This is a genomic window from Streptococcus infantis, assembly GCF_015546995.1.
Taxonomy (GTDB): domain Bacteria; phylum Bacillota; class Bacilli; order Lactobacillales; family Streptococcaceae; genus Streptococcus; species Streptococcus infantis_J.
In genome coordinates this window covers 1-13,532 of record NZ_JADMUH010000012.1, presented here as the reverse complement: position 1 = coordinate 13,532, position 13,532 = coordinate 1, and the positions used below count along the sequence as shown (strand labels likewise).

Below are 13,532 nucleotides of genomic sequence, written 5' to 3'. Positions count from 1 at the left end.
ATTATAATTATTTAGCTTTCAAAGCTGATAATATATGGGTTCGAATATCTTCAACTCCATTAGGATTTGCTGGCAAGAATATTGTATTATTTCCTTGTTTATCTGCAAAATTATTCAATGTATCCAAATACTGATTGGTTAATAGGATTGACATAATTTGTTCTTCAGTTAATTCGACATTGGCTCCTTTTAACTCTTTAATAGAATCAGCAAGTCCATCAACAATTGCTTTCCGCTGCTCTGCGATCCCCACACCATGGAGGCGATCTTTTTCTGCCTCAGCTTCTGCCGCTGTAACGATCTTAATTTTATCTGCTTCAGCCAATTCTTGAGCTGCCACTCTCTTACGTTGGGCAGCATTAATTTCGTTCATTGATTGTTTGACTTCTGCATCCGGCTCAACTTTGGTAATGAGCGTCTTAACGATAATATACCCATACGTTGACATTTCTTCCGCTACTTGCTTTTGAACTTCTAATGCAATTTCATCTTTTTTCTCAAACAATTCATCCAAAGTTAACTTAGGAACAGATGAGCGCAATGCATCTTCAATATAAGATTTGATTTGAGCTTCAGGTCTCATCAATTTATAGTAAGCGTCTGTAACGTTTAACTCATTTACACGATACTGAGTTGCGACATTCATAGTCACAAAAACGTTATCTTGGGTTTTGGTTTCAACCACGATCTCACTTTGTAAAAGGCGTAGCTGCACACGAGCTGCAATTTTGTCAATGCCAAATGGTGCCCGTAGATGAATACCACTATTACTTAACTTTTGATACTTACCAAATCGTTCGATAATTGCAACAGACTGTTGACGAACGACATAAACAGAGCTCACTAACATAGCTCCTACAATAAGCATTAGAATCACTAGAACAAGTAAAACTTGTAAAACCATGGGAATCTCCCCCTTTCTTCACTTACATTATAGCACTCGTATATAGGTTAGGCAAATGATATGATAAAAATTTTATAGGATATTAAACAAGCATATTATATAGAGTTTCATTCCCATTCAAGTTAATATAAGACGGATCAAATTTCTCCATTCGGTGAATCAAGCCCGCATAATCATGCTTGTTAGCAAGAGCAATCCCGATTAAGACTGGTCCTGTTCCCTTGCTAGCACGTTTAATATACTCAAAACGTGTGATGTCGTCATTCGGTCCTAAAATATCATTTACAAATTCTCGAAGAGCCCCTGGACGTTGCGGGAAGTTGACCACAAAGTAATGCTTGATACCATCATAAATCAAGGCACGTTCTTCCATCTCTGGCATACGATTGATATCGTTATTCCCTCCAGAGATGATACAACAAATGGTCTTACCTTTTATATAATCTGACAGTACTTCCAAGGCAGCCACACTAGCAGCGCCTGCAGGCTCAGCTACAATCCCCTGTTTAGAGTAAAGATCTATCAAGGTCTCAGAGATTAAACCTTCATCCACTCCGATAAGCGTTTCAACATTTTTACGGGTTGCTTCATAGGTCAATTGTCCAACCTTCTGCACAGCAATCCCGTCTGCAAACTTATCAATTTCTTTGAGTTTAACCGGACCTCCAGCCTCAAATGCTGCCTTCATGGAACGAGCTCCGTTGGCTTCTACACCCAGAACTTCAATAGCCGGATTCGTTTCCTTTATATAAGTAGAAACTCCTGCAATGAGTCCTCCACCTCCTACAGGCACCAAGACAGTATCAAAATCAATGGATTCTTTTCGCGCTTCTTCTAAAATTTCATAAGCTACTGTTCCTTGACCAGCTTGAACATAGGGATCATCAAAAGGATCAATAAAGGTACGATTTTCAGCAACTGTATAGTCTTGAGCTGCCTTGGCCGAAGCATCAAAGGTATCTCCTACCAATTTGATAGTTACAAAATCTCCACCAAAGAAACGAACCTGACCAATTTTCTGTTGAGGCGTTGTAATTGGCATAAAGATTGTTGCAGGAATTTTCATCTCGTTACAAGTGTAGGCAACACCTTGAGCGTGATTTCCCGCTGATGCGCACACTACACCACGTTCACGTTCTTCCTTAGTCAATTGTGAGATGGCATAATAAGCTCCACGAATTTTAAAAGAGCGGACTCGTTGAGCATTTTCTTTTTTGAGATAAATTTTAGCTCCGTATTTTTCTGATAAATAATGATCGTAGTCAAGTGGTGTATTGGCTACGACACCACTCAGAACCTTGTGGGCCTTCACCACATCTTTTGCACTAAGCATAATCTTCTCCTTGATTCTTTTTCAAGATAAAAAGCGGGTTAGGTACCCCCCAACTCGCCTTCTATTTTTATTCTCAAAAATTAGTTGTAGATTTTGAATGCGTCATCGTCGTTTTTACCAACAAATGGCATTGCTTTACGCAACTCTGCACCAACCTTTTCAATTTCAAGGTTAGCTGCTTGTTCACGGTAAGCAGTCAATTTTGGACGTCCAGCTTTGTAGTCGTTGACAAAGTCGTTAGCAAATGTACCATTTTGGATATCAGCAAGAACGGCTTTCATGTTTTCTTTCACTTGTTCAGTGATCACACGTGGACCTGAAACGTAGTCACCGTATTCAGCTGTGTTAGAAATTGATTGACGCATTTTCTTGAATCCACCCTCGTAGATCAAGTCAACGATGAGTTTCATTTCGTGAAGCACTTCAAAGTAAGCCAATTCTGGAGCATATCCAGCTTCAGTCAAGACTTCAAAACCAGCTTCAATAAGGGCAGTCAAACCACCACAAAGAACTGCTTGTTCACCAAACAAATCTTCTTCGGTTTCTTCTTTGTAAGTTGTTTCCAAAAGACCAACGCGTGCTGCACCAACACCTTTACACCAGTCCATAGCGATGTTTTTAGCATTTCCTGTTGCATCTTGGTAGACAGCGTAAAGTGCTGGAACACCAAAGCCTTCTTCGTAAGTACGACGTACCAAGTGGCCTGGTCCTTTAGGAGCACACATGAAGACATCTACATCTGCAGGAACTTTGATGAATTCGAAGTGGATGTTAAAACCATGCGCAAATCCAACTGCATTCCCAGCTTCCAAGTTTGGAGCAATTTCTGCTTCGTACAATTCTTGTTGGATTTCGTCTGGTGCCAAAATCATGATAACATCAGCCAATTTAGTTGCTTCTGCTACTGTATAAGTATCAAAACCATCTTCTTTTGCCTTATCAAATGATTTACCTGGACGAACACCGATAATCACATCGTGACCTGAATCACGCAAGTTTTGAGCATGCGCATGTCCTTGTGAACCATAACCGATAACGGCGATTTTTTTACCGTCAAGTGCTGCTACTTTTACATCTTTTTCGTATTCCATTTGAACTGCCATAGTTTTTCTCTCTTTTCTATTTTTATTGCCTGTTAGGCTAGATTAACAAATTTAGGTTGGATTTTTAATCACGGGTAAATCCAGTTGCACCCGTACGAGCAATATTCTTGATACCGTATGGTCGAATAACACGAATCAAGGCTTCACTCTTTTCTGCATTTCCCGTCATCTGAACGGTAATGGAGCTTGGGGCTACATCGACCACAGTTGCACGGAAAGGTTGAATGATGGCCAAAATTTCTGCTCGCTTCTCAGCTGGTGCAGCAATCTTAACCAAGATAACTTCTCGCTCTAGGTGAGGTTTATCAGTGATATCACGAACACGGATAACGTCGACCTGACGGTTGAGTTGTTTGATGATTTGCTCCACTTCATCGTGAGATGCAACATCAATGATAATGGTAATCCGTGACACATTAGGATTTTCTGTCGCCCCTACCGAGATACTCTCAATATTGACTTGGCGTCTAGACAAAACACCGGTAAAACGATTGAGAACTCCTGACCGGTTTTGAAGTTTGGCTGTTAACATTCTACGCATTAAACTTCACCCCCAACATCTCATGATTACTCTTACCAGCTGGTACCATCGGTAAAACATGCTCTTTACGAGAAATATCTACCTCGATAAACATTGGTACATCTTCCAAGATGACTTCCAAATCCTTTTCTAAGGTTTCAGGATTATCAAATTTATAATTCTTAACTCCATAGGCTTGAGCCATCAATTGGAAATCTGGGAGACTGTCAAAGACTGACTCTGATGTTCGCCCATCGTAGAAGGCTTCTTGCCATTGACGAACCATTCCAAGTGAATGGTTATTAAGCATGATGACCTTGATTGGAATCTTGTAGATGTTCAAGATTGCCAATTCCTGATTGGTCATTTGGAAACCACCATCACCGACAAAGAGCACGACCTCCTTATCTGGATTAGCAATTTTTGCTCCAATGGCTGCAGGAACTCCAAATCCCATGGTTCCTAGTCCACCTGAAGTTACGAGTTGACGCTCGTTTTGGTATGGATAGTATTGAGCCGTCCACATTTGGTGTTGTCCGACGTCAGTTACGACAATGGCATCACCCTTAGTCAATTCACCAATTCGTTCAATAACTGCTTGTGGTTGGACGACACGTTCCTTCTTATCATAAGAACGAACACGATTCTTATCTTTGGTAACTTTTTCAATCCATTTTTCAGTGTTGTTACGAACGATTGGCTCCGCTAGTAACTGTTGCAAGGCCTTTTTAGCATCTCCAACAACTGGGATATCAACAGCGATAATCTTACCAATCTCTGCTGGATCGATATCAATATGCGCTACTTTGGCATTCTTCGCAAATGTCTTAGGATTACCAGTCAAACGGTCATCAAAACGACACCCAATCGAAATCATAAAATCAGCTTCTGTCATTGCGATATTAGCTGCAAAGGAACCATGCATACCACCCATTCCTAAAAATAGTGGATGGCTAGTTGCAATTGTCCCCTGTCCCAAAAGACTGGTAACAACAGGAATTTGATAACGCTCTGCAAATTCATTTAACTCCGTAGCAGCCTCTGCATAACTAATCCCACCACCAGCTAACAAAACTGGCTTCTTAGCCTTAGAGAGTTGCTTCAAGATCTTCTTGATTTGCATCTCATTAGGCTCTAAAGTTGGTTGATAACTTGGTAAATCTATCTCTGAAGAATAGACAAAGTCCGTTTCAAGAGCAGAAACATCTTTTGGCAAGTCAATAACAACTGGCCCTGGGCGACCTGTAGTTGCAATATGCACAGCCTCTGTAATCACACGCGGAATATCAACCGTCTCACGAACCTGATAGTTGTACTTGGTAATTGGCATGGTAATACCAACAATATCTGCCTCCTGGAAAGCATCCTTACCGATTCCCGCTCTTGCCACCTGACCTGTGAAGACCAAAAGGGGAACACTGTCACTCATAGCATCTGCAATACCAGTAATGGCATTGGTAGCTCCTGGTCCACTTGTGACGACTGCGACACCAAGTTTTCCTGTTGACTTAGCATAACCTTCTGCTTCATGAAGACAACCTTGTTCATGGCGACCTAGAATATGGCGGATGCCTTTAAAATTATAAATAGCATCATATAAAGGCAATACAGCCCCGCCTGGATAACCAAAAATCGTATCGATTCCTAGGTCACGGAGTGTTTCCAAAACGAGTTCCGAACCTGATTTTGGTGAGTCTAAAATGATTTTCTCCATCGTTCCCCTTTCTCTTCTCTTAAAATGACTTGTTTCTATAATACCATTTTTTCAAAAATTTTCAAGACAAAAGAAACAATTTTCTGAATTTTCTATCTAGATACTTTACAATATCAAATAGATTAGAAAGTTTATACGTATTTTTACCTTTTAATAGAAAAAAGGTTGAGACAAAATGTCCCAACCTTTCGATTATTTACTAATTAAAGTGAGTTAACGTCAACCTTGATACCAACACCTTGAGTAGTTGTGATTGTCAAGCTTGTTACGTAAGTTCCTTTAGCAGTAGCTGGTTTAGCTTTTTGGATTGTTTCGTTGAATGCTTTGAAGTTTTCAACTAACTTGTCAGCTTCAAATGAAACTTTACCGATGATAGCTTGTACGATACCTGCACGGTCAGCACGGTAAGTGATTTTACCACCTTTAGACTCTTCAACTGCTTTTGCAACATCCATTGTTACAGTACCAGTTTTAGGGTTTGGCATCAAGTTACGTGGTCCAAGGACACGTCCAAGACGTCCAACAAGAGCCATCATGTCAGGTGTAGCGATAACTACGTCGAAGTCCAACCAACCGTCGTTGATTTTAGCAACTAGGTCGTCTTCACCAACGAAGTCTGCACCAGCAGCTTTAGCTTCTTCAGCTTTTGCACCACGTGCAAATACAAGAACACGAGCTGTTTTACCAGTACCGTTTGGCAATACCATTGCTCCACGGATTTGTTGGTCAGCTTTTTTAACGTCAATGTTCAAGTTGTAAGCAACTTCTACAGTTGCATCAAATTTTGCAAAGTTAGTTTCTTTTGCAAGAGCTACAGCTTCTTCTACGCTGTATGCTTTTGTGCTGTCGATTTTCTCAAGAGCAGCACGAAGTTGTTTGCTTTTTTTAGCCATTTTCTATTCTCCTTGTAAGTGGTTCAATCGATTTTCATCTCCCACGTCACTTCTCGAAATGATGAAGTCTTGCGGGTTATATAGGGAAGTTATTGATTAGTCAACAACAGTGAATCCCATAGAACGAGCAGTACCTTCGATCATACGCATTGCAGACTCAATGTTTGCAGCGTTCAAATCTGGCATCTTAGTTTCTGCAATTTCTTGTACTTGTGCACGAGTAACTGTAGCAACTTTAGTTTTGTTAGGTGTACCTGATCCTTTTTCAACACCTGCAGCTTTTTTCAAAAGAACAGCAGCTGGTGGTGTCTTAGTAACGAAAGTAAATGATTTATCTTCGTATACTGAGATAACAACTGGAATAATCATACCAGCTTGATCAGCTGTACGAGCGTTGAACTCTTTTGTGAATCCCATGATGTTGATACCAGCTTGACCAAGAGCAGGTCCAACCGGTGGAGCTGGCGTAGCTTTACCAGCAGGGATTTGCAATTTTACAAGTTTTTCGACTTTTTTAGCCATTTCTAAATCCTCCTTTGTGGTTTTGGCGGTAATTTAAAGATTTTTACCTCCCACAAGTATGTTTTACACATACCCTACTATTATACACTAATTTATCCCAAATGCAAGAGAAAAATTCTATTTTTAGAGAAATTTTATAACTGAATTTGCCTATCATTTCGATTTTAAAAGTGTTGCAAACTATGAATTTAAAAACCGCTCTATTTTTGAGCGATTTTTAAAAATAATTTAGCCTAGTTAGTGTCCAGTTTTAAGAGAAAGCCAACCCCAATTTCAGTTCTTCTACTCTCAACAAAACCAAGGGATTCAAAACATCGTCTGGAGGCATGATTGAAATCATAGATTTCCTGAACTTTTAATTCTTTCCATCCCCTTTGACGAGCTAGATCAATCAAGACCTTCAAAACTTTGCGTCCAAGTCCTTGATACTGATAAGTTGGATTGCCAATCACAATAGGAAGATTCTCCTGAGATAAGGTGACATCACCAATGGAAACCACTCCCCCTTTTCTCGAAACTCAATCCAGAACAAATCCCCGTTACTTTCTAAATAGGAATACATGGTATTTAATTTTTCCAAACTATAGGGTATTCTAATGCCGTCTACAAGTTCTACCAAATCCACATCTTGATACCAGCCCAAAGCTGCATCATGATGATCTGCTAAAAAATAGGGAACTAGACGTAAGGAATCATCTATCTGAATGATTTTTGTCATCATTTTCTACTCCTAATACTAGCTCCGCTGCTTGATTAAAACCATCACACCAGTTATACCATTTTGCCTCATATTCATCTTGAGATAAGACATGATTTTTTAAATCCAGAATAGAGTATATCTTTCTTTCCTCACAAGCTTTTGCATAAAGATGATAGATTTCATCACCACCATCTTTATCCCACTCAGCAGAAATCGTATCTTGGCCCATTAACAAAGCCTGATAAGCCCTGTGATGCCCATCTGTAATCAACAAGCAATTTCCAAATGCAAGAATACTAATTGGATCAACATTGATTAGTTTTACCGACTGATAAAGCATCTGAATATCTTGCAACTTCTTCTCTGATAAGTAAAGTTGACTCGGATGAAGATCTTTTATCTTGACTTCCATTTTTACTTCCTCACAAAGGATTAATGCCTACTTCTGCTTGCCTGTAAAGCGCCATTGAAAACGGAGTTTGTCATAAAATGGAAATTCAATAAACAAGATTCCTAGACCTAGACTCAGGCTTGCCAGAACATCTGATGGGTAGTGGACACCAAGATAAACTCTAGAGACAAGAACACTAACTAGGTAAAGTCCTAGTAGTCCTTGTAAAGCTAGCTTTGTAGTAGTGTTTTTCACTCTCTGACCTAGGATAATGATCAAGGAACCGATGAGTAAAGTCACCGCCAGTGAATGCCCACTTGGGAAAGAAAATCCTTTCTCCTCCACTAAGTGTAAAATATCTGGTCGTGGACGTTGATAGAGGTGTTTTAAAGACACAATTAAAATACCAGCCAGACCAAGATTCCCAGCTACCAATAGGCTCTCAGTTTTCCACTTTTTCAGGTAAAAGATAGCAATCAAAATAATAGCCCAACTAATGACAATAGGTAAATCAATCAGACGTGTAATTCCACGAAAAATCAAAGTTAAGGTCTCGGGTAAATCACCTCGAATAGCTGTTTGAACCGAGGAGTCCAATGCTACCAGTTGCTCTGGATAAAACTTAACGACATAACCCAGAATTACAAATAGTAAAAGGGCAAAAGAGCCCTTTGTTAAATATGTTTGTTTATCTTTCATAGTATTTCAAAGTTGGTTTCAAGAGGACAAATAATAACCAGAATGAGAGGGCAAAGATGACACCTTCAATCAAATTGAATGGTAAAACCATTGCCAACAAGTAATTACTAAGTCCTAGAATATTCTCTATATCGAAGTTAGCAAATTTTGCGTACAAAGGTACAGCATAAACGTAGTTTAGAACCAGCATAGCTAAAGTAAGACCAATCGTCCCTGCTAATGAAGCTAGGACAAAACGCATGGTTGTACGCTCTTTTCTCCAAATCAGACCAAAAGCAAGAACAAAGACTCCTAAGGCTACGATATTCATCGGCAAACCAATATAGGTACTAACTCCTTGATTGTTCAGAAGGATTTTCAGCAAGGAGCGAAGAAAAAGTACTCCTAAAGCCGCTGGCAAATCGAGTACTATTAACCCTATCAAAACCGGTAAGATACTGAACTCAATCCTTAAAAAGGATGCCGCCGGTAGAAGCGGAAAGTCAAAGTACATCAACACAAATGAAAGTGCTGATAAAATTGCAATGGTCGAAAGTCGACGTGTGTTTGTCATAACAGGTTCCTCCAATTTTCTATAAAATCAGAAGAAGTTGGAAAGTTTCTCTCTATCTACTCTCTTAACTATCTCAAAAAATAACCTAAGCTTACAAAGAAACTGGTTTTATTTCTATTATAATGAAGCAGAATAGACAAAGCTATCCTTTCGTCTTCTCCCATCCAGACTATACTGTCGGTTGTGGAATCTCACCACATCAGCTTGCGCTCGCGGACTTATTTGGCTAAGATATTTTAGATTTATCTAGACGTCGCAGTCGAAGATAATACTTAAAGTATATCGAGACAAGACAACGAAGAGAAAGCTAAAATAGCTAGTCAAATTTACCGCCGGTCGGGAATCACACCCTGCCCTGAAGACCCTCTAATGATAACAAAAAAAGCTTGCAAGCGCAAGCATTTTATCTCTTATCAGTGTTTATTTCAACTTATCCGTTTCGTAAGTATGAACCAGTTCGAGACCCGCAAAATTTTGTTGACGAAGGGCCTCATAGACAATCATACATACAGTATTGGATACATTGAGACTACGGACATGTTCATCATTCATAGGAATTCTGAGAGCTTTTTCCGGATATTCCCGCATAAATTCCTCAGGCAAACCTTTATCTTCACGTCCAAAAAGAAAATAATGGTTTCCTTCTATCGTGAAGTCAGCATCTGAATAGACCTTTTCTGCAAACTTAGAAATCAAGTAGACTTGACCATCCATTTTTTTCATAAATTCATCTAAACTATCATAAAAATAGATTTCAAGTTTGTCCCAATAGTCTAGCCCAGCTCTCTTCATTTTACGATCATCAATCGGAAAGCCCATCGGTTTGATAATATGAAGGGGCGCATTCGTCGCCGCACAGGTTCGTGCAATATTTCCCGTATTTTGTGGAATTTGTGGTTCAAACAATACAATATGATTGGCCATGCCTTGCTTCCTCTCACTAGTGCAAAAAAATAGCCACACTGCCCGGAGTCAAGCTCAGCAAACAGCGTGGTTAAGGCATCGTTAACTTACCTCACAACAGGTTTGAAGTAAATCAGCGAAACTACTTTTTTAGTATAACACTTTCAGCCTGATTGTCAATAGAAATGACTTGATTTTTTCATTTTTTTTACAAGCATATTTACAAAAGTTAAAATTTCAACTTTCAGCAAGCAATATCATAGAATTTACATAGATTAAGAATTTTCGGAACAAGTTTTTTCATAAACATATGATATTTAAAGCAAAATATTTATTCGAATTCCCCTAATCCCTTTATTAAACAAGGAAACAGTCGGTTGTTGAGTGCATTTTTTTCTAAAAAAAGGTATGATAGAGACATATTGAAAAAGTAGGTTAACTAACTATGAAGATTATTCTTGTCGGAGGGGGAAAAGTAGGTTCTGCCCTCTGTCGTTCACTTGTTGCTGACAACCATGATGTTGTCTTAATTGAACAGAACGAAACTGTTCTAAAATACTTGACCAGCCGTTTTGATATTATGGGAATCGCAGGTAACGGAGCTGACTTTGCGATGTTAGAAGCAGCCAATGTTCAAGATTGTGATATTTTCATTGCCATGACTCAATACGACGAGGTCAACATGGTTTCGGCTGTTTTAGCCAAAAAAATGGGAGCAAAGGAAACCATTGTTCGTGTACGAAATCCTGAATATTCCAACCCTTACTTTAAAGAAAAAAATATTCTTGGATTTTCACTCATTGTAAACCCTGAACTCCTAGCAGCTCGTGCTATCGCTAATATTATAGACTTCCCCAATGCTCTTTCTGTTGAGCGTTTTGCAGGTGGATTAGTCAGCTTAATGGAATTCAAGGTACGAAATTTCAGTAATATTTGTCAGATGTCTATTGCAGATTTTCGTAAAAAGTTTGGTAATGTTATTGTCTGTGCTATCGAACGCGACCACAAACTCATGATTCCTAGTGGAGATATGATTTTAGAAGATAAAGACCGTATCTTCGTGACAGGAAGTCGTGTCGATATGATGCTCTTCCACAACTATATTAAGTCCAGAGTTGTTAAGAGTTTACTCATCATAGGAGCTGGGAAAATTGCTTACTATCTCTTAGGTATGTTAAAAGACAGTCGTATCGATACCAAGGTTATTGAGGTCAATCCTGAAATAGCTGCCTTTTTCAGCGAAAAATTCCCTAAACTCTATATAGTCCAAGGTGATGGAACAACTAAGGACACCCTCTTAGAAGAAAGTGCACAAAACTATGATGCCGTTGCCACTTTGACAGGAGTCGACGAGGAAAATATCATTACCTCTATGTTTTTGGATAACATAGGTGTTCAGAAAAATATTACTAAGGTAAACCGAACAAGCCTATTGGAAATCATTCATGCGACAGATTTCTCAAGTATCATCACCCCTAAAACAATCGCTGTTGATACCATTATGCACTTTATCCATGGTCGTGTAAATGCGCAATATTCTGACCTTCAAGCTATGCACCATCTAGCAAATGGACAGGTAGAAACTCTTCAATTCCTGATCAAGGAAGCCAATAAAATGACTGGCAAGCCTTTATCTCAATTGAAGCTCAAAAAGGATGTCTTGATTGCTGCTATTATCCGCAATGGAAAAACGATCTTCCCAACAGGAGAAGACACACTCCAAGTCGGTGATAAGCTTGTGGTTATCACTTTGCTATCAAACATCACCAAGATTTATGATTTGTTAGAGAGGTAAGCTATGAATAGAAGTATGGTACGCTTTCTTCTTGCAAAACTACTCTTGATTGAAGCTGGGTTACTTTTAGTTCCTGTTGGTATTGCTCTTTACTATCGAGAATCTAATCAAGTTTTTACAGCTCTTTTCTCTACCATCGGGATTCTTGTTGTCCTAGGTCTACTCGGAATCATCAAAAAGCCTAAAAAACAACGTATCTATGCTAAAGAAGGAGTCTTAATTGTTGCCCTATGTTGGATCCTCTGGTCTTTCTTTGGCTCCCTTCCCTTTGTCTTTTCAGGTCAAATCCCCAATTTTATCGATGCCTTCTTCGAAACTAGTTCCGGCTTCACTACTACGGGAGCAACTATCTTAAATGACGTTTCTGTCTTAAGCCGTTCTCTTCTATTTTGGAGAAGTTTCACTCACCTCATCGGAGGTATGGGGGTGCTAGTTTTTGCCCTAGCTATTATGGACAATGCTAAAAATAGCCACTTAGAGGTTATGAAGGCCGAAGTCCCTGGACCAGTATTTGGTAAGGTGGTATCTAAGCTAAAAAATACTGCACAAATCCTCTACATCCTGTATCTGGCAATGTTCGCCCTCTTTGTAGTGATTTATTATCTTGCCGGTATGCCACTCTACGATAGTTTTGTTATCGCTATGGGAACTGCTGGGACTGGTGGTTTCACGGTTTACAATGATGGAATCGCCCACTATAATAGTTCTCTTATTACCTATCTGACGAGTGTTGGGGTCTTGATGTTTGGTGTCAATTTCAACCTCTACTACTATCTCATGCTTCGTCGAGTCAAGGAATTCTTTTTCGATGAGGAGCTTCGTGCTTATCTCTTGATTGTCGTCGTTTCTACCGGCTTAATTACTCTCAATACACTCCACCTTTATAGTGGCGTTTCACAAAGTTTTGAGATGGCCTTCTTCCAAGTTTCTAATATCATCACTACAACTGGTTTCGGTTATGGCAACATTACAAATTGGCCTTTGTTTTCACAATATATTTTACTGATGCTGATGGCGATTGGTGGTTCTGCTGGATCTACTGCTGGTGGTCTCAAAGTAATGCGTGGAGTTATTCTAGCTAAAATTGCTAAAAATCAATTTTTGTCTACCATATCCCCTCACCGTGTTTTAACTCTCCATGTTAATCAAACGGTAGTCGACAAGGACACCCAACATAAGATTCTCAAGTACTTTGTAGTTTACATTATGATTCTACTCAGCTTAATGTTCATTATCAGTTTAGATGCTAACAATTTAATGATTGTTACGAGTGCCGTTTTCAGTTGCTTTAACAATATCGGCCCAATTCTCGGAACAACCTCAAGTTTTTCAATATTTAGTCCGTTTTCAAAACTCCTCCTATCCTTTGTAATGATTGCAGGACGTCTTGAAATTTATCCAATCATATTACTCTTTATGAAGCGAACCTGGTCTAAGCGTTAGCAATGTTATTATCAAAAAGCACATCCCTCATTTTTTGAGGGATGTGCTTTTTGTTGATA

At 39.2% G+C, this 13,532-nt stretch carries 13 protein-coding genes, 1 pseudogene and 1 riboswitch; of the genes and pseudogenes, 2 read left to right on the top strand and 12 right to left on the bottom strand.

What is annotated here, in order from left to right; all coding sequences use genetic code 11:
• Window positions 1-7 precede the first annotated feature (7 nt).
• From I1J71_RS05485 to I1J71_RS05430, 12 genes and pseudogenes are all read right to left on the bottom strand, one after another.
• The gene (locus I1J71_RS05485) at window positions 8-904 is read right to left on the bottom strand and encodes an SPFH domain-containing protein (protein WP_004251962.1); all 897 of its coding nucleotides are present in this window, start codon (window positions 902-904) and stop codon (window positions 8-10) included.
• Window positions 905-986: 82 nt separating this feature from the next.
• On the bottom strand, window positions 987-2,237 hold the full coding sequence (gene ilvA / locus I1J71_RS05480; protein WP_004251960.1) for a threonine ammonia-lyase IlvA: 1,251 nt from the start codon (window positions 2,235-2,237) through the stop codon (window positions 987-989).
• A gap of 80 nt (window positions 2,238-2,317) precedes the next feature.
• Complete coding sequence (gene ilvC, locus I1J71_RS05475; RefSeq protein WP_006147961.1) at window positions 2,318-3,340, bottom strand: ketol-acid reductoisomerase; 1,023 nt, start codon at window positions 3,338-3,340, stop codon at window positions 2,318-2,320.
• A gap of 64 nt (window positions 3,341-3,404) precedes the next feature.
• Complete coding sequence (gene ilvN, locus I1J71_RS05470) at window positions 3,405-3,881, bottom strand: acetolactate synthase small subunit (RefSeq protein WP_195184011.1); 477 nt, start codon at window positions 3,879-3,881, stop codon at window positions 3,405-3,407.
• Window positions 3,874-5,574, bottom strand: a complete 1,701-nt coding sequence (locus I1J71_RS05465; protein WP_195184010.1) for an acetolactate synthase large subunit — start codon at window positions 5,572-5,574, stop codon at window positions 3,874-3,876. Before I1J71_RS05465 ends, ilvN begins: the two co-directional genes overlap by 8 nt.
• A gap of 203 nt (window positions 5,575-5,777) precedes the next feature.
• Window positions 5,778-6,467: a 50S ribosomal protein L1 gene (rplA, locus tag I1J71_RS05460; RefSeq protein ID WP_001085672.1), complete on the bottom strand. Its 690-nt coding sequence runs from the start codon at window positions 6,465-6,467 to the stop codon at window positions 5,778-5,780.
• A gap of 96 nt (window positions 6,468-6,563) precedes the next feature.
• Window positions 6,564-6,989 (bottom strand): 50S ribosomal protein L11, encoded by a 426-nt coding sequence (gene rplK / locus I1J71_RS05455; protein ID WP_001085808.1) that lies wholly within the window; start codon window positions 6,987-6,989, stop codon window positions 6,564-6,566.
• 233 nt (window positions 6,990-7,222) lie between these two features.
• A pseudogene (locus tag I1J71_RS05450) lies at window positions 7,223-7,707 on the bottom strand (GNAT family N-acetyltransferase).
• Window positions 7,682-8,101 (bottom strand): chromosome partitioning protein ParB, encoded by a 420-nt coding sequence (locus I1J71_RS05445; RefSeq protein ID WP_195184009.1) that lies wholly within the window; start codon window positions 8,099-8,101, stop codon window positions 7,682-7,684. Before I1J71_RS05445 ends, I1J71_RS05450 begins: the two are co-directional and overlap by 26 nt.
• Window positions 8,102-8,128: 27 nt before the next feature.
• Window positions 8,129-8,779 carry a phosphatase PAP2 family protein gene (locus tag I1J71_RS05440; RefSeq protein ID WP_195184008.1) on the bottom strand — a complete coding sequence of 217 codons (651 nt, stop codon included), beginning with the start codon at window positions 8,777-8,779 and terminating at the stop codon, window positions 8,129-8,131.
• Window positions 8,769-9,332: an ECF transporter S component gene (locus I1J71_RS05435; RefSeq protein ID WP_195184007.1), complete on the bottom strand. Its 564-nt coding sequence runs from the start codon at window positions 9,330-9,332 to the stop codon at window positions 8,769-8,771. Before I1J71_RS05435 ends, I1J71_RS05440 begins: the two co-directional genes overlap by 11 nt.
• A gap of 148 nt (window positions 9,333-9,480) precedes the next feature.
• Window positions 9,481-9,699: riboswitch (FMN riboswitch) on the bottom strand.
• 53 nt (window positions 9,700-9,752) lie between these two features.
• Window positions 9,753-10,256 carry a tRNA (cytidine(34)-2'-O)-methyltransferase gene (locus I1J71_RS05430; RefSeq protein WP_195184006.1) on the bottom strand — a complete coding sequence of 168 codons (504 nt, stop codon included), beginning with the start codon at window positions 10,254-10,256 and terminating at the stop codon, window positions 9,753-9,755.
• Window positions 10,257-10,680: 424 nt separating this feature from the next.
• Here I1J71_RS05430 and trkA point away from each other — a divergent pair, with 424 nt between their 5' ends.
• Both trkA and I1J71_RS05420 read left to right on the top strand, forming a co-directional pair.
• Window positions 10,681-12,030, top strand: coding sequence for a Trk system potassium transporter TrkA (trkA, locus tag I1J71_RS05425; RefSeq protein ID WP_195184005.1), 1,350 nt, complete (start codon window positions 10,681-10,683; stop codon window positions 12,028-12,030).
• Window positions 12,031-12,033: 3 nt separating this feature from the next.
• Window positions 12,034-13,473, top strand: coding sequence for a TrkH family potassium uptake protein (locus I1J71_RS05420; RefSeq protein ID WP_195184004.1), 1,440 nt, complete (start codon window positions 12,034-12,036; stop codon window positions 13,471-13,473).
• Window positions 13,474-13,532 lie beyond the last annotated feature (59 nt).

What these genes read in the sequence shown, in the direction of transcription:
- I1J71_RS05485 (WP_004251962.1), bottom strand. Translation starts at nt 904, where the DNA reads ATGGTTTTACAAGTTTTACTTGTTCTAGTGATTCTAATGCTTATTGTA.
- ilvA (WP_004251960.1), bottom strand. Translation starts at nt 2,237, where the DNA reads ATGCTTAGTGCAAAAGATGTGGTGAAGGCCCACAAGGTTCTGAGTGGT.
- ilvC (WP_006147961.1), bottom strand. Translation starts at nt 3,340, where the DNA reads ATGGCAGTTCAAATGGAATACGAAAAAGATGTAAAAGTAGCAGCACTT.
- ilvN (WP_195184011.1), bottom strand. Translation starts at nt 3,881, where the DNA reads ATGCGTAGAATGTTAACAGCCAAACTTCAAAACCGGTCAGGAGTTCTC.
- I1J71_RS05465 (WP_195184010.1), bottom strand. Translation starts at nt 5,574, where the DNA reads ATGGAGAAAATCATTTTAGACTCACCAAAATCAGGTTCGGAACTCGTT.
- rplA (WP_001085672.1), bottom strand. Translation starts at nt 6,467, where the DNA reads ATGGCTAAAAAAAGCAAACAACTTCGTGCTGCTCTTGAGAAAATCGAC.
- rplK (WP_001085808.1), bottom strand. Translation starts at nt 6,989, where the DNA reads ATGGCTAAAAAAGTCGAAAAACTTGTAAAATTGCAAATCCCTGCTGGT.
- I1J71_RS05445 (WP_195184009.1), bottom strand. Translation starts at nt 8,101, where the DNA reads ATGGAAGTCAAGATAAAAGATCTTCATCCGAGTCAACTTTACTTATCA.
- I1J71_RS05440 (WP_195184008.1), bottom strand. Translation starts at nt 8,779, where the DNA reads ATGAAAGATAAACAAACATATTTAACAAAGGGCTCTTTTGCCCTTTTA.
- I1J71_RS05435 (WP_195184007.1), bottom strand. Translation starts at nt 9,332, where the DNA reads ATGACAAACACACGTCGACTTTCGACCATTGCAATTTTATCAGCACTT.
- I1J71_RS05430 (WP_195184006.1), bottom strand. Translation starts at nt 10,256, where the DNA reads ATGGCCAATCATATTGTATTGTTTGAACCACAAATTCCACAAAATACG.
- trkA (WP_195184005.1), top strand. Translation starts at nt 10,681, where the DNA reads ATGAAGATTATTCTTGTCGGAGGGGGAAAAGTAGGTTCTGCCCTCTGT.
- I1J71_RS05420 (WP_195184004.1), top strand. Translation starts at nt 12,034, where the DNA reads ATGAATAGAAGTATGGTACGCTTTCTTCTTGCAAAACTACTCTTGATT.